Annotated in this window: 12 protein-coding genes; 7 read left to right on the plus strand and 5 right to left on the minus strand. The window is 38.3% G+C overall.

What is annotated here, in order from left to right; translation table 11 throughout:
* Positions 1 to 18: 18 nt before the first annotated feature.
* Positions 19 to 633 carry a carbonic anhydrase gene (locus tag AOLE_RS14400; RefSeq protein ID WP_004793989.1) on the minus strand — a complete coding sequence of 205 codons (615 nt, stop codon included), beginning with the start codon at positions 631 to 633 and terminating at the stop codon, positions 19 to 21.
* Between the two features lie 285 nt (positions 634 to 918).
* Here AOLE_RS14400 and AOLE_RS14405 point away from each other — a divergent pair, with 285 nt between their 5' ends.
* Both AOLE_RS14405 and AOLE_RS14410 read left to right on the plus strand, forming a co-directional pair.
* The gene (locus tag AOLE_RS14405) at positions 919 to 1,944 is read left to right on the plus strand and encodes an alpha/beta fold hydrolase (protein WP_013198622.1); all 1,026 of its coding nucleotides are present in this window, start codon (positions 919 to 921) and stop codon (positions 1,942 to 1,944) included.
* A gap of 26 nt (positions 1,945 to 1,970) precedes the next feature.
* Positions 1,971 to 2,978, plus strand: coding sequence for a hypothetical protein (locus AOLE_RS14410; protein ID WP_013198623.1), 1,008 nt, complete (start codon positions 1,971 to 1,973; stop codon positions 2,976 to 2,978).
* Positions 2,979 to 3,001: 23 nt separating this feature from the next.
* Here AOLE_RS14410 and AOLE_RS14415 read toward each other — a convergent pair whose 3' ends face one another.
* Both AOLE_RS14415 and nfuA read right to left on the minus strand, forming a co-directional pair.
* The gene (locus tag AOLE_RS14415) at positions 3,002 to 5,266 is read right to left on the minus strand and encodes a TonB-dependent siderophore receptor (RefSeq protein ID WP_013198624.1); all 2,265 of its coding nucleotides are present in this window, start codon (positions 5,264 to 5,266) and stop codon (positions 3,002 to 3,004) included.
* A gap of 169 nt (positions 5,267 to 5,435) precedes the next feature.
* Positions 5,436 to 6,074, minus strand: a complete 639-nt coding sequence (gene nfuA / locus AOLE_RS14420) for a Fe-S biogenesis protein NfuA (protein ID WP_005303330.1) — start codon at positions 6,072 to 6,074, stop codon at positions 5,436 to 5,438.
* Positions 6,075 to 6,231: 157 nt separating this feature from the next.
* On the opposite strand from nfuA, the gene AOLE_RS14425 reads away from it, so the two are divergent.
* From AOLE_RS14425 to AOLE_RS14445, 5 genes are all read left to right on the plus strand, one after another.
* Positions 6,232 to 6,849, plus strand: a complete 618-nt coding sequence (locus AOLE_RS14425) for a rhomboid family intramembrane serine protease (RefSeq protein WP_013198625.1) — start codon at positions 6,232 to 6,234, stop codon at positions 6,847 to 6,849.
* Between the two features lie 170 nt (positions 6,850 to 7,019).
* A complete protein-coding gene (locus AOLE_RS14430; protein WP_013198626.1) occupies positions 7,020 to 8,696 on the plus strand; it encodes an arylsulfatase in 1,677 nt (558 codons plus the stop codon).
* Positions 8,693 to 9,697, plus strand: coding sequence for an SUMF1/EgtB/PvdO family nonheme iron enzyme (locus AOLE_RS14435; RefSeq protein WP_013198627.1), 1,005 nt, complete (start codon positions 8,693 to 8,695; stop codon positions 9,695 to 9,697). Before AOLE_RS14430 ends, AOLE_RS14435 begins: the two co-directional genes overlap by 4 nt.
* Positions 9,698 to 9,804: 107 nt before the next feature.
* On the plus strand, positions 9,805 to 9,969 hold the full coding sequence (locus AOLE_RS20035) for a hypothetical protein (RefSeq protein ID WP_016138934.1): 165 nt from the start codon (positions 9,805 to 9,807) through the stop codon (positions 9,967 to 9,969).
* Between the two features lie 556 nt (positions 9,970 to 10,525).
* Positions 10,526 to 12,073 (plus strand): hypothetical protein, encoded by a 1,548-nt coding sequence (locus AOLE_RS14445; protein WP_013198629.1) that lies wholly within the window; start codon positions 10,526 to 10,528, stop codon positions 12,071 to 12,073.
* Between the two features lie 46 nt (positions 12,074 to 12,119).
* On the opposite strand, the gene AOLE_RS14450 is transcribed toward AOLE_RS14445, so the two are convergent.
* A complete protein-coding gene (locus AOLE_RS14450) occupies positions 12,120 to 13,454 on the minus strand; it encodes a D-serine ammonia-lyase (protein WP_013198630.1) in 1,335 nt (444 codons plus the stop codon).
* Between the two features lie 163 nt (positions 13,455 to 13,617).
* Complete coding sequence (locus AOLE_RS14455; protein WP_023274301.1) at positions 13,618 to 15,249, minus strand: inorganic phosphate transporter; 1,632 nt, start codon at positions 15,247 to 15,249, stop codon at positions 13,618 to 13,620.
* Positions 15,250 to 15,540: the final 291 nt, after the last annotated feature.

Raw genomic sequence — 15,540 nt, forward strand, 5'->3', positions numbered from 1 at the left:
GCATTATTATTAATATAATCAGAAATCAAAGAAGGTTACTTCACCAGTTTCTAGCGAATATTCTGCACCAACAACAATCAACTCACCTTTCGCAATCAGGCTCTCTAACACAGCCGAACCATGACGTAATTGATTGACCGAAGCAAAAACGTTTGAACGTACCGCATGACATGAAAGTTTTTTCAAATCATTTTTTAAATCAGTCTGCATTAAAATTTCAACTGACGGACGAACACGGTTCACAATCGACATTAAGTTAGATGATGGCGGGTGATCAGGATTCATTAACGTATCAATTGTCGCCTGAATAGCGCCACAATGACTATGTCCTAATACAACAACAACTGGACAGTCATAGCGTTCTGCCGCGAACTCAACACTACCAACTTGTGATGGAGCAACCACATTACCAGCAACACGGATTACGAATAAGTCACCAAGACCTTGATCAAATACCATTTCTGCTGGAACACGTGAATCTGAACAACCTAATACAATCGCAAACGGATTTTGATCCTTTGCCATTTCAGCGCGTTCATGATGCGATAAGGTTTTTGCAAGGGAACTATTTCCATTTACAAATCGTTGATTACCAGCTTTCAGACGATCTAAAACTTCTTGCGCGGTAGGCATTTTATATTTCCATTGTTTTTTCAAGGTTGGAAATCATTTTAATGTGTCAAAATTTGAATGTCACTGACAAAAAATTAAATCCTTTTCCAGGAAAAAATTTAAAAATACGATCTCTATTTGAATGTAATGTTTATCGCAAATTCCTTACTGTTTAGCGAAAAAATAGACATACATTGGTTCTCGGATTGACTATAATTTTTCTCCTTTTGATCATTTGGCAAATGACTCATTGGCAAAGTTTTTCAATAATTTTCAAACTCGCTTATGCCTCAAGGATGAAATCTTATGACGACGCTGTTTGTATCAACCAAAACGACCATAAAGAAAACAGCTATAGTACTTGCCTTGGCTTGTAGCCTTACAACAATAACAGGTGTTTTTCAGACGCAAGCAGCTGATACCATAGATATAAACTTTCAGAATATTTTACAGCAAGAGCGCAGTTGGGCAGGTTTACAAAGTAAAAGTTTAAAAGTTGGCGAGGTGACATGGTCATATAGTGAAGATGGTTCTACGGCTAAACCGACATTGCTTCTTATTCATGGATTAGGAGGGAGTCGTGATAACTGGAACCGAGTTGCACGTTATCTCACAGCAAATTACCACGTTATTATTCCAGACTTACCTGGTAGTGGTGAAACCTTAGTTGCACAGGATTTCGACTACTCAGTACCTAATCTTGCCGAAAAGTTACGTCGATTTGTTGAAGCTGCAAATTTAAAAGGCCCAATTCACATTGCTGGCCACTCACTTGGTGGTTCAATTGCCCTACTCTATGCTGGACAATATCCTTTTGAAACCAAAAGTCTATTCTTGGTTGATAGTGGCGGTATTTTCCGCTCTGCAAATACAATTTATCTAAAAGATCCAGCCTACTTAAAACAACTTTTAGTATCAAAAAAAGGTGACTTTAACTATTTGTTAAAGCAAACCATGTTTAATCCTCCATTTATTCCTAAAGAGTTCCTTCAAGCTCAAGAAAAGCTGATGATTAATCAGGCGCCTCAAACGCAAAAACTGGTTGATCAGCTTATTGCACTCAATAAAGTCTACACGCCAGATTCATTTGCAGTTCTTACCAAGACAATCGATGCACCAACACTGATTTTATGGGGCAAGCAAGATAAGATTATTAACGTAGAAGTAGCAAGTGAACTAAAACGACTTTTAAAGAATGCCCAGCCTCCAGTTATTTTAGAGAATGTCGGCCATATGCCAATATTGGAAGCCGAGCAGCTGGTTATTCAACAATATGTACCGTTTTTACTGAAAGTAGAAACAAATCAGTCTTTAAAAACGACTACACCTTAAATAAAACTTCGGACTTGTGAGACCTTATGTCTACCCAACCGCTTATAGAAAAACTCATTGAAGCTCATCTTGATTTTTTAGATGAGGAATTTGCTCAGCCCCAAATTATTCAACAAGAATTTGAGCAATTTTATCATTGGTTGGGTAGTCGGCAACTACAACACCTCTGGACCTTTGAACAAATCCAGCAGCTGATTCAAAAACAGATTTTAGAAACTCCTGCTTCTGATTTTCTGCTTGAACAAATTGCAGAACATATTCGCTTTGCACTTATTCATCCAGCCAATGAAAATACAACAATTGAAGATGTTATTCCTGTTTTAACAATTGATGGAATTGCGCAATACGTTGCAAGTAAAGAAGAGCATCGTAAAAAAATCATTAAAACGATTGTGAATAATCCTGCATTTTCAGCACTCTTGACTCAATTGATTCAACAAACAATGCATGATTACTTAGATGAATCTATGTCAAAACGTGTGCCGGGTGTAGGCCGTTTTATGAAAATGGGGAAATCTGTTCTAGAAACAGTGACTGATTCAAATCTAGATGACACGATTAATCATTATTTGCAAAAGAATATTTTAAAACTAAGTCAAATGAGTGAGCGCGTTTTAAACCAACATTTTGACAATGACAAGCTCTATCATTTTCAGGCAAATGTTTGGCATAAAGTTAAATCTATGCCACTTTCTGTCTTGAAAAACTATGTAGAAGTTCAAGATTTATCAAAAACTGTAGGTTTAGGACACGAGATTTGGGATCACATTCGTCAAACTGATTACCTCAAACAACAAGTCCATGATGGTGTTTACACGTGGTATGTTCGAAATCAGGAACGTAATTTTGACTTGCTACTGCGTGATCTCAATATTAATGAAAGTTTAATTCAACATGAACTGACTCAGTTGCTTGTGCCTGTATTACAGCAATTAGTTACAACGGGACATTTAAGACGTCGTGCTCGCGTGTATTTAGAGAAATTTTATTATTCTGAAAAAGCATTAAATATTATCAATAACAAAGGCGCTTAAAGCGCCTTTGTTATTTGTCTTGATTAGAAAGAATATTTTAAAGAAGCGTAATAAGCTCGACCTGGCTCATTGTAGGTTTGGCTGATCGAATTACTGTCTCTTAAAATTTGTTTATCAAACAAGTTACTTACGCCAACACGCGTACTAATATTGTCTGAAATTTTATAACCAACATTAATTCCAGCAGTACTATAGCTTTTTACAGTACTTGGCTTAATCGCAGAATTTGTTCCACCTGAACCAATGCCCGATTCGAGTCTATTTTCAGCGAACTGGCGAGATTTTTGACGGCCATATTGAGTGAATACAAAATTCACATCTAACTGATCTGTAATGTCGTAATCAAAAATCGAGTTAATCGTATAATTTGGCACTAAAGATAATGGGTTACCCGTTTGCTTATCTTTCGAGTCCATCATGTAAGTAAAGTTATTGGTCCAACGAATATCGCCAAAGTCTAACCCCAAACTTCCTTCAAAACCTTGAATTAATGCTTTAGGCGTATTTTCCCAGCGTAAGATATTCCACTTGGTATTGGTCACAGCTCCTGTATTTGCATTGGTGCTTGAACCATCAACTGTTCCGACAACATTTGTACCGGCCACAATCTTATCTTTATAGTCGTTACGGAACCAAGTTAAGCTCGCATTCACGATATCTTTTTGGAACTGGATACCGAGCTCTTTGTTTACCGAAGTTTCTGGTTTTAAATCACCATTACCTTGCAACAAGCACCGTGACTCAATATTGGCCGGGCAACCATTGCCGTTCGTACTGAGTAAGTATCCTTCGGCATTTTGATACATGTTTGGTGCTTTATACGCTTTTGCTACCCCACCTTTTAAAGTGAAATAATCATTGAGTCTTTGAGTAATGTTTAAGCTTGGGCTCCAGTTAGAACCAGATTTGCTGTGATCATCGAAACGCAAACCTATTACGGCATCAGTGCTGTCGGTAAGTTTTAAGTTATCTTCGATATATGCAGAAGCAATACGTGATTCCATTTTACTGCGATTGCCTTTAGCTAATTGATCGCCGTAACCTGAACCGCTACTGTCTGCTCCCTGATTTGTCGAAATATTATCTTTAAATCTGTCTTCAACCCATTCAGTACCGAGTGTTAATACGTGTGGTACATAATATTCAAAAGGAATATTGGCTTCACCATTTAACCGAAGAGTTTCTAAGCGTGAAGTGGCTTTGTCATCCAGATTATTAATTTTTCCTTCTGTGCTGCCGCCCAGACCTTCAGGAAGACGTTTATTGTGAGTTTTATCATATTGAGCAACTAACTTACTTTTACCCCAAGACCAATCCCCTTCATGCGTTAATGCATAACTATCGCGGTACATGGTATTGGTTTCTTTACCAATAAGTTCCGAAAGAATCGCATCTGCTTCAGCATTTGCATTTAACTGAGAGTCACCAGAATAAATATTACCCTGTTTGCTAGAAGATACATCAAGTAAGACAGTTTGTTGATCTGTTGCCTGCCAAGCTAAACGGCCTGAAATATCTTTATTTTTAACACCTTCACGGCCAGCTGCGGTACTGCCTATTGATTTATTAATATCGACATCGTCAGCTTCTGTTTTATTGTAATTACCATATAAACGATAAGACAAAACGTCTTTAATCAATGGCCCACTTACGTTAAAGCCAACACGATTTGATGCACCTTCTTTAGAGTCTTCAGGTTGTGAAGTATAAAACTCTAATGAGCCATGGGTTTCATTCGTCACTTTTTTAGTAATGATGTTAACCACACCACCTGCTGCACCCGAACCATAACGAGCTGCGGCTGGTCCGCGTAAAACTTCAATCGATTCGATTGCCTCTGCTGGAACCCAGTTTGAATCACCTCGTGTATCACGCTCTCCTTTCCAGCCATAACGAACTGAATTACGAGAGTTAATTGGTTTTCCATCCACTAAAATGAGCGTGTTTTCAGGCCCCATTCCACGAATATCAATTTGTCTATTATTACCACGCTGCCCCGTTGCACTATTGCCTGTTAAATTAACACCCGGCATACGGCGTACATAGTCAGAAATATCATTACGAACTGGTAGTTTTTCTAAATCTTCTTTGGTAATAACCGACACACCGAGCGATTGCTTCACTTGCTCTTCAGCAGTTACGAAAATTGTTTCCAATTTCACAGGTTCAGCAGGCTTTTCTAATGCTTGTTCAGCTTGTTCTTGCTCATTTTGTGCAGCATAAGCCATAGACATCATACTTGCCAGTACTGAAACAGAAAGCACTGACTGGATAATACGCTTCGACATAAGTATTCCCAATATATTGATTTATTAAACATCTCTCATTTTAAGTTCGGCATTGTAACAAATCTAAATAAAATTACAAATGATATTGATAATAATTATCATTATTTATATTGAATAATAAAAAAACCTCATTGCGAGGCTTTTTTATGTCACTTTTCAAATAATTTAATTATTTGAAATAAGCACCTTCTGCTTGCGTATGGTCAGTTTGGTCAACCACACGTTGGAGCTCAGGAATCTGCTCTTTTAAAGTAGTTTCAACGCCCTGTTTCAAGGTCACGTCAATTGCAGAACAACCTTGGCAACCACCACCAAATTTCAATACAGCAGTTAAACCATGTTCTGGGTCATCTTGTACTTCTACCAAGCTACAATTTCCGCCATGCCCTGCAAGGCCTGGGTTAATTTCTGCTTGAAGAATGTAAGTAATACGTTCTTCAATTGATGCATCTGGACCAACACGTGGAACCTTAGAATTTGGTGCACGGAAAGTGAGCTGACCACCAAAACGGTCCTTGTTGTAATCGATTACAGCATCTAAAAGATATGGAATAGATGGTGCATCAATATACGCAGGAAAATCAGGATAGTCCTGTTTATAATCTGTTGGGATCACTTCTTCTGGCGCACTATATGCCATACAACATTCGGCACGTGGCGTACCTGGATGCTCAACAAAAATTCGAACGCCAATTCCCGGAGTATTTTGCTTCGTTAATAAATCGTGCAAATACTCTTGTGCAGATGGTGTAATCAAAAGGTTTGGAATTTCTTCTGCAACAGCAGTGTTGGTGTTCTCAGTCGACATAACAATATTCCTCAAGCTGATGCCTTTATATTAACCGAAGATGAGGTGGATTTAAAAAAAATCAACTAAATTTGTCGGATTTATACACAACAGGGTTTCAACTTAAGTTTTTAATGGCATTATTGAGCCAGTATTGATCATTTTTTAAATATTTCTTATGTTGCATTTGCCATTTAACCATACAGTTACTCTTATTATTATTACGGTCATTATCTCTTTAATTGCTTTTAGCAACCAAAACGTGATGAACCGGCTGATTTTTTGGCCACCTGCAATGCAACGTGGACAGATTGATCGCTTCATTACTCATGGCTTTATCCATGCCGATGGAACACATCTACTTTTCAACATGATTACCCTGTTCTTCTTTGGCAGTATTATTGAAAGTTTTTATCGCCAATATTTCTACGACATGGGTTTTGTGTTGTTCTATTTAGGTGGCTTAATCTTCGCGATTTTACCAAGCTATTTACAGCATAAAAATGATGCGAATTGGGCCAGCCTAGGCGCCTCAGGTGCTGTTTCGGCAGTGTTATTTGCTTATATCCTATTCCAGCCGTGGAAGCTGATTTTCGTATTTTTTATTCCTGTGCCCGCTATTATTTTTGCAATTTTATATGTGGCATACAGTATTTGGGCTGGTAAGCGCGGTAATAGCCATATTAACCATAGTGCTCATTTATGGGGTGCGGCTTACGGAATCATCGTAACAATTTTACTTGAACCAAAAGTTATTCCGCATTTCTTAGACCAACTGACTCGCCTTCCTTTCTAAACAAAATAAATTAAAGAAAGGCCCTTTGTGGGCTTTTCTTTTTTTCTCATTAATTTATCACTATAAATTCTCAGTCTTTTTTCTGATTATCTTTGATCATTTCTTTGTTTTGATTGCAAAAACCATCTGATTAAACTCGTGCCAATTCTTTTAATAATTCAGATGATACAATGACGTACAAAGCAATTTTATCTAGCCTTTCCATTGCTTTATTTAGCTTATCTTTAGCTGGATGTAATGACAACGATAATCAAGAAAATGTAGCAACCACACCTAAGCAACCGAATATCTTATTTATTATGGCTGATGACTTAGGCTATTCAGATTTAGGGGCTTTTGGTGGTGAAATTCACACCCCTAATATTGATAGTTTGGCTCAAGAAGGCCGCCTTTTAACGGATTATCATACTGCCCCGACCTGCTCTCCAACACGCTCTCAGCTCATTTCTGGTACTGATCATCATTTAGCTGGTATTGGGGCTATGGCTGAACTCACACCGGAACATTTAAAAGGACAACCAGGCTACGAGGGATATTTAAATGAACGTTCTCTATCGATTGCACAAGTACTTAAAGATAATGGTTACCGCACGTACATCAGCGGTAAATGGCATTTAGGGCTAACTCCAGAAACAAATGCACATGCAAAAGGTTTTGATCATTCATTTACTTTATTACAAGGTTTAGATCACCACTTTAAGCAAGCGCCAAGTGCGTTTAAACGAAATTCAACTTATACAGAAGATGGCCAAATTATTCCTGTTTCAGCTTTGCCTGATGACTTTTTCTCGACAAATTATTTTACCGATAAATTACTCAGCTACTTAGAATCAGGCAAAAATAGTGGCAAACCGTTCTTTGCTTATGCTGCCTATACGGCGCCTCACTGGCCAATTCAAGCACCTGCTGAATACCGTGAAAAATATCGCGGTGTTTATGATGTTGGTTACGATGCTATTCGTAACGCACGTATTGCTAAGCAAAAACAGCTTGGAATTATCCCTGCAAACTTTGAGGCAGCAGAACTAATTGCAACTCAAAATGCCCCACAAAAATATGGAAAATGGGATGAGTTAACAACTGAACAAAAGGCACTAGAAGCCCGTAAAATGGAAATCTATGCAGGCATGGTAGAAAACCTCGATGCTAACGTCGGCCGCATTATTCAATACCTCAAACAAAATAATCTTTATGACAACACTTTAATTTTCTTTGTTTCCGATAACGGTGCTGAAGGTTTTGTACGTGGCGGATATGGTAGTGAATCTGGTTTTGATAACTCTGTAGCAAATGTGGGAACACCAACTTCATATCACTATATTGGACCACGTTGGGCCGAGGTCAGCGCGGCACCATTTCATTTATGGAAAGATACAGCTGGTGAAGGTGCAACCACTGCCCCTGCTATTGTGAAATTACCAAATCAGAAAAAAGCAGAAGAAACCAATAATAGCTTTGCATCTGTACTCGATGTTTTCCCAACCCTATTAGAATATGCTCATATTCCAGTACCTCAAGGCCAATACAATGGTCGTACCATTAATACACCATCAGGGATTTCATGGAAGCCTTTACTTGAAAATAAAACCACTACCATTCGCCCTGCAAATTTTAGTTTTGCCGATGAATTACATGGCAGCAAATATGCAAAACAAGGTGAATGGAAAATTGCAGTTCAAGGGCGCCCTGAGTTAGGCACAGGAACTTGGGAGTTGTATAACATTGCCACTGATCGTGGAGAAAAGCACAATGTTGCACAACTTTACCCAGCAAAAGTGCAAGAGTTGTTATCGGTTTATCAAAAATATACTGAGAAAAATGGTGTGCAGGAATATAACGCCAAATGAGATTAAAACTATTTTTAGTTACCACAATCAGCCTGTCTTTTATGACAGGCTGTAACCAATCTTCAAAAGTTTCTGAATCAGCACCCTCACCTCAACAGCCAACGTCTTTAGCTGACCTAGGTTCTATTGAAAAGTGTAAAAACTATACTGGACTACCCCAAGGTTGGCTCAAACAACCTACAGCTGGCATGGTTTTAATTACCGATGGGCATTTTAATTTTGGTTCTGAGAAAGCCTATCCCGATGAACTTAATTTTGGAAAAAAACAAAGAGAAGTCAAAGGATTCTGGATTGATCAAACAGAAGTTACGGTTGCTCAATTTGCGAGCTTCATAAAAGCAACGGGCTATATTACCGATGCCGAAAAACAAAAGCAGGCTGCTGTTTTTTCACCAGACCCTCAACATCCACAGCAATGGTGGCAGTTAAAATCAGGATATACATGGAAAACGCCAAATGGCAGTAAAGGTGCCTTAGCCAATCCTAATGAGCCTGTGCGATATGTAAGTAAAAACGATGCTGAACATTATGCAGTCTGGCTCGGACATGATTTACCAACAGAACTAGAATGGGAATATGCAGCTAAAGCCAACTCAAAAACTGATACGCCCTTACATCAAGCGCCTACCGATGAACATCAACATCCACAATCAAATTACTGGCAAGGTGAATTCCCTTTTCAAAACCTAAATCAAGATCACTTTAAAGATGTAGCACCCGTTGGATGTTTTGCGGCAAATAATTTCAAACTATTTGATACGATTGGAAATGTATGGGAATGGACATCCTCTCCTTATCAAGGTGCTCATGACCAACATATGGGAAATTATTCTGATTTAAGACAACAACAAATTGCGAGTACACAATATGTAATTAAAGGCGGATCTTTTCTATGTGCTCAAAATTATTGTTCGCGTTATCGAAACAGTAGTCGTTATCCGCAAGACTTTGATTTAGCAGCAACCCACGTTGGCTTTCGAACAATTTTAAGATCTGATTAGTTTCTTTTGATTAGAATTAGTAAATATATTTTTAACGAAAAGTAGGTCGAAAAATAATCAATATATTTCTATAGTACAAAGGAGAATGATAAAAAAGTGAGAACATGATGAAAGCATTATTTCTTTGTGTAGCAGCAATTTTCACAATGTCATTATCAGCCTGTGCAGTTCATACACGGGAAGGTAGTATTGTGATTGATCCAGATTCACCTTATCACAATCATCCCGGAGACTTTTGCCCACCAGGACAAGCTAAAAAAGGACGCTGTTAGAAACACTCATTCTTAAAGTAATTTTGAAGTTACGTTAAAGAAATAGAGTTTAATTGAATGATAAGCTGAGTACAAAAATAGTGGGTTCCAACCCAAAAATAGATGGGATGAAACTAGAAAATTATGGTGTAAAAAAATCACCATATCCCCAAGATTTTTAAAAGACAATCTTACGTTGTCTTCTATCTAGTTTCACCCCAATTCTTTCTTATTCCGTCTGACTTCTCTTATCCTTTAAGAAAAAAGTCTAGTTTTTAATCATTTCTGCATCTGTATTATTGATACATTTTGAACATTTTACCTTCAGGTTAAAACTGATGTATTTGCTTCATACAAAATAATCATTTATGTAACGTAAGTCTATAAAAATGTTCTAAAAAATGTGAAAAAAAATTAAGGTCAAAATGAGATGGATTTATCATAAAAAATTGCTCTTTCAAGTTTCATCACATAAATATTCAATATTATTTTGTCAGTTATTGCCACTCGTTTCCTTTCATTGGCATAGATAATGTATACATCTGTATATTAACCCAGTCTTATAACGAGATATTTTATGTCCAGCACAAGTCAAGTCGAAGGTCTACAATTTCCAGTACACGCCTCAACAAAAAAACAAAGCACATCTCTTACAGGCCAAGAGATTTTGTCAGAGGCTTTATCTGTTGTAGATAATAAAACCGCGCAACAAGTGTTGAATGAAAAAAACTGGCGAAAAAACTACCCTATTTATTTTAAAGCGCTTGTTAAGCAAGGCATCTCAAATAGTAGCAACCCAATTACTATTGCTAAGCAGGGCTTGCATAAAGCTCACCACCTTTTTGACTACTATCGTGATAGTAAGCATTACCTTTTAAAAGATGCGGTTCATATTGCTTCATCTACACCCCTTCATACAGTAAAACTTAAAGGTGAAAGTGTTGCAGCCCCAGAGTGGTATGTTCCTTACAAAGGGCAAAAGCTCAGTGGACAAAGCTTACTAGACCAAATTCAACGTTGGGAAGAGGCTGGTATTATTGAACCAAGCCATGCAAAAGCTTTGCGTGAAGCTACTGCTCATCCAGAATGGTTTGATTTATCTGACCGTACCATGGTGTTGTTTGGTGCGGCTTCAGAAGCTGGTCCTCTACCTTGGTTAGCCAAATGGAAAGCGAATATTATTGCTGTCGACTTACCAAACCCACGTGTCTGGGGCAAAATTTTAAATACGATTCAACAAGGAAACGCAACACTCATTGCTCCAAGCGTTGAACAAATTGCTTCCTCAGCAAAAGCTTCTGAACTAAAGGATAAATTGGGTGCAAATTTATTGACTCAATTACCAGAAATTGCACAGTGGCTAGTGCAGTTTCCACAAAAGTTAGATTTGGCCGCAATCGCCTATTTAGATGGTGAAAAGCATGTTCGCGTGTCCATGGCAATGGATAGCATCATGCAATTTGTGAGCGAACATAAGTCTGATACGAGCCTTATGTTTATGTGTACGCCAACCGATGTTTATGCAGTTCCTAAAGAAGTAGCAAAAGCTGCTCAACAAAAATTTAAATCACGCACAAAACTACAAAAATTGGCAGTGAAAGGTGTTTCTACACTTTCCTTAAATCGTTTTTTCCAAGCACCTTATCAAGACTTAATTGCTTGTGAAAATGGAAAAACTTATGGCATTGCCGACTGTCTAGTTGTTGAACAAGGGCCAAACTATGCTTTGGCAAAACGCATTCAACAATGGCGTGCTATTTTGGCCCGCCATCAAGGACAACACGTGAGCATTAATATTGCACCATCAACAACGACTCATTCTGTGACTAAAAATCCATTGTTGAAAGCAGCCTTTAATGGTGCAGAACTTTTTGATGTAGAAGCATTTAGCCCTGAAACTACCAATGCAATTATGGCTGCAATCTGGATTCATGACTTAAGAAATGAATCTTCTGTAGCAAATCCTGAAACTGAGCTAGACCATCCGCTTGAACTTATGATGGAAGGTGCCAACCACGGTGGATTGTGGCGTGTTGCTTATTTAGCAAGAACTGCCCTGCCTTTTGCTGCAATCTATGGCTTTGCAACCGAAAAACTACCTTTTGGAAAATCCTCTAAAAAATAATTTGATTGAAGCCCAATTCTATAATTGGGCTTTTTTCTGTGTTTATCTATTTATTTTGAAAATGTGATAGATATTTTTGCATTTCATCAGGCGGCACCATACCGCCTCCTGTCGCCCATATTACATGGGTTGCCTGCTGTAACTGCTCAGCTGATAGTTGATGTACAGCCAAATAATCAGGGTTAGTCTGGACATAATACGGCCCCATCATGCCTGCCACTGCTGAAGGCTCAAACTTAATATTTTCAGTTTGATTCAGAAGTGCTATGAGTTCATACAAACGTTCATCATGAATGGTGTAATAGCCATCAATTAACTGTTGCATAGCACGTCCAACAAAACCTGAAGCACGCCCTACTGCAAGTCCATCTGCGGCGGTAACATTATCGATGCCAATATCATTTACTGAAATCTGATCATGCAAGCCTGTGTGCACACCAAGTAACATGCAAGGCGAATGGGTTGGTTCAGCAAAAATACAATGTACGTGCTCACCAAAAGCCAGTTTCAACCCAAAACTCACGCCACCTGGGCCACCACCGACGCCACAAGGCAAATAAACAAATAATGGGTGTTCAGCATCAACTTTAATTTGTTTTTGCTCAAATTGCTGTTTTAAGCGGATTCCTGCAACGGCATAGCCTAAAAATAATGTTCTCGAGTTTTCATCATCAATAAAAAAGCAGTGTGGATCTTGTTCTGCGGCTTTTCGTCCCTCTTCAACCGCTACGCCATAGTCACTAGCATATTCCACCACGTTGACGCCCAGTGAACGCAGTTTGTCTTTCTTCCACTGTCTCGCATCGGCAGACATATGGACTGTGACTCTAAAACCCAGTTTGGCGCTCATAATGCCAATTGAAAGCCCAAGGTTGCCTGTAGAACCTACTGCAATTTGATACTTAGAAAAAAACGTGCGAAATGCGTCTTGGTCGAGTTTAGTGTAATCGTCTTCCAACTTAAGAAGCCCTGCCTCAATTGCCAATTTTTCGGCGTGAGCCAAGACTTCATAAATACCACCACGGGCTTTAATTGAACCTGAAATAGGTAAATGACTATCTTTTTTTAGCCAGAATGCTCCACTCAGTAGCACTTGTTCTGTTGAAGAAAGTGCTTGCTGCATTTTCGGAATTTCAACAATATCTGATTCAATTTTTCCATGTTGTGCTTGAGTTTCAGGAAATACCTTTGCTAAATAAGGTGCGAAACGCGCTAGCCTTGCTTCCGCGTCACTTACATCGTCTACTGTGAGTCCAACTTTTTCTAAAGCTTCTGTTAAAGGATAGCGATGAGGTGTAAACCAAAATGTCTCTTTATAGGCTTGCAGTGTCTCAATAAGTGGAAATTGTTGTTTTAGCTGATCTATTTGAACCGCATCCATAATCTATCCTGATATAAAAAGTTTAAGCTCAGCTTTTAAAGCTGTTTGACGCCTTATAACGACTTGTTAATTTATAATTGAATGTACATGAAAATAGACTGAACTTTAAAAGAAACAAATAAAAAAGCCACTGTTTACAGTGGCTTTAATGTTTTAAATGCGTTTATACAAACTGCAAGAATAACCAGTACAAACCGCCTGATAAACAGATTGTTGCAGGAAGTGTAAATACCCATGCAGATAAAATTGTTTTCACTGTATTGAAGTTTAAGCCTGATTTATTCGCAACCATGGTACCCGCAACAGCACTGTTTAAAACGTGTGTTGTTGAAACCGGCATACCTAAACCGTCAGCAGCTGCAATTGTACTCATTGCTACAAGCTCAGCAGACATCCCCTGACCATAAGTCATATGATGCTTACCAATACGCTCACCTACAGTCACAACAATACGTTTCCAGCCAACCATGGTGCCTAAGCCAAGTGCCAAAGCAACTGCTACTTTCACCCAAGTTGGAATGTATTGTAAGAATGAATCTAAGCTACTACGGTATTCTTTCACAAGTTTTTCTTGTGATTGATCCATTTTTGGTAATGCATTTGCTTTATCCAAGCGCTTAAACGAAGTGGTGCTTAAATACATGTCATTACGAATTTCGCTAATTGCAGCTTCTGGAATATCTTTTAAGTTGCTATAGCTAGAAACACGCTCACCCAAGTGGTCAGTCATGCTTGCCAATGCAGGCACTACTTCTGGAGTTTGCTGTTTAGTTTGAATGTATTTAGTCAGAATAAGACGTGCTTTTTCATCAGTTAATTCTGGCTGATTTTGATTCAAAAATACGGCAGTTTGAGAAGAAAGCTGATGGAATGATTGAACTTGTTGTGTATCAAGGTTTTTATTTAATGAATAAGCCAACGGCACCAGACCAACCAAAATCAGCATGATGAGACCCATACCTTTTTGACCGTCATTAGAACCATGTGCAAAACTTACACCTGTACAGGTAAAGATTAAAATTGCACGAATGATTGCTGGTGGTGGTTTATTACCTTCTGGCGGCTGGAATAATTCTAATTGGCGTTTAAAAACAGTTTTAACCAATAAGAATACAATCGCTGCAAAAGCAAAACCAATTAAAGGCGAAAATAATAATGCCTTACCGACTTTAATCACCTGATCCATATCAACACCGCTGGTCGTTACGCCAGTCGATGCACTCAACAGATGGTTCATAATGCCTACGCCCAAGATTGAACCAATCAAGGTATGAGAACTAGAAGCAGGAATACCCAAGAACCAAGTACCTAAGTTCCAGAGAATCGCAGCAATTAGAAGCGCAAAAACCATTGCGAAACCTGCACCGCTACCCATGTTCATAATCAGTTCAACAGGCAACAATGCAATAATGCCGTAAGCGACTGCGCCGCTTGCAACCATTACCCCAAGAAAATTACAAAAACCTGCCCACATGACTGCAACTGGTGCAGGTAAAGCATTGGTGTAAATCACTGTTGCTACTGCATTTGCAGTATCGTGGAAGCCATTTACAAACTCAAAGCCTAAAGCAATCAAGAGTGCAGTAGATAAAAGGATAACCGAATAAAGACTCAAAGGTGGTACATGTGCTAAATCAGCACTCACCTGAAATCCAATATAAATAAGTGTTGCAACAATAATCGTCAGAAACACCGGCATAAAAAACTTAGGTGTCGGGACATGTACATTCGTCGATTTGACTTGCAGGTTTGCCGCAAGTTTTGAATCCGAAACAGGGGGTAGATTAGAATTCATGCAGACGGTAAGAGGATAAAAAAATCCTCTGTATTCTTAAATTAAATTATGACAATTATATGACAAAGCGGCGCCTGATGAAGTCAATTTTTCATATTTTGACCTCATTTGATGCACCTTTCCTCTATGAAATTTATTTTTTTATTAAAATACAATAATTTAAATCAATTTATATCTTCCTTATTTATGACTATTTTTAAAGCAAAAATATATAAAAAATTACCCGAATGCTTATTTTTTAAACAGCATAATTGTCATAAAAAGGAATATTGGCGATGAAATATTTCAATA

The sequence above is a fragment of the Acinetobacter oleivorans DR1 genome (assembly GCF_000196795.1).
Lineage (GTDB): Bacteria > Pseudomonadota > Gammaproteobacteria > Pseudomonadales > Moraxellaceae > Acinetobacter > Acinetobacter oleivorans.

Excerpts from the sequence above, each read along its gene's own strand:
- AOLE_RS14400 (WP_004793989.1), bottom strand. The coding sequence starts at position 633 with ATGCCTACCGCGCAAGAAGTTTTAGATCGTCTGAAAGCTGGTAATCAA.
- AOLE_RS14405 (WP_013198622.1), top strand. The coding sequence starts at position 919 with ATGACGACGCTGTTTGTATCAACCAAAACGACCATAAAGAAAACAGCT.
- AOLE_RS14410 (WP_013198623.1), top strand. The coding sequence starts at position 1,971 with ATGTCTACCCAACCGCTTATAGAAAAACTCATTGAAGCTCATCTTGAT.
- AOLE_RS14415 (WP_013198624.1), bottom strand. The coding sequence starts at position 5,266 with ATGTCGAAGCGTATTATCCAGTCAGTGCTTTCTGTTTCAGTACTGGCA.
- nfuA (WP_005303330.1), bottom strand. The coding sequence starts at position 6,074 with ATGTCGACTGAGAACACCAACACTGCTGTTGCAGAAGAAATTCCAAAC.
- AOLE_RS14425 (WP_013198625.1), top strand. The coding sequence starts at position 6,232 with ATGTTGCATTTGCCATTTAACCATACAGTTACTCTTATTATTATTACG.
- AOLE_RS14430 (WP_013198626.1), top strand. The coding sequence starts at position 7,020 with ATGACGTACAAAGCAATTTTATCTAGCCTTTCCATTGCTTTATTTAGC.
- AOLE_RS14435 (WP_013198627.1), top strand. The coding sequence starts at position 8,693 with ATGAGATTAAAACTATTTTTAGTTACCACAATCAGCCTGTCTTTTATG.
- AOLE_RS20035 (WP_016138934.1), top strand. The coding sequence starts at position 9,805 with ATGAAAGCATTATTTCTTTGTGTAGCAGCAATTTTCACAATGTCATTA.
- AOLE_RS14445 (WP_013198629.1), top strand. The coding sequence starts at position 10,526 with ATGTCCAGCACAAGTCAAGTCGAAGGTCTACAATTTCCAGTACACGCC.
- AOLE_RS14450 (WP_013198630.1), bottom strand. The coding sequence starts at position 13,454 with ATGGATGCGGTTCAAATAGATCAGCTAAAACAACAATTTCCACTTATT.
- AOLE_RS14455 (WP_023274301.1), bottom strand. The coding sequence starts at position 15,249 with ATGAATTCTAATCTACCCCCTGTTTCGGATTCAAAACTTGCGGCAAAC.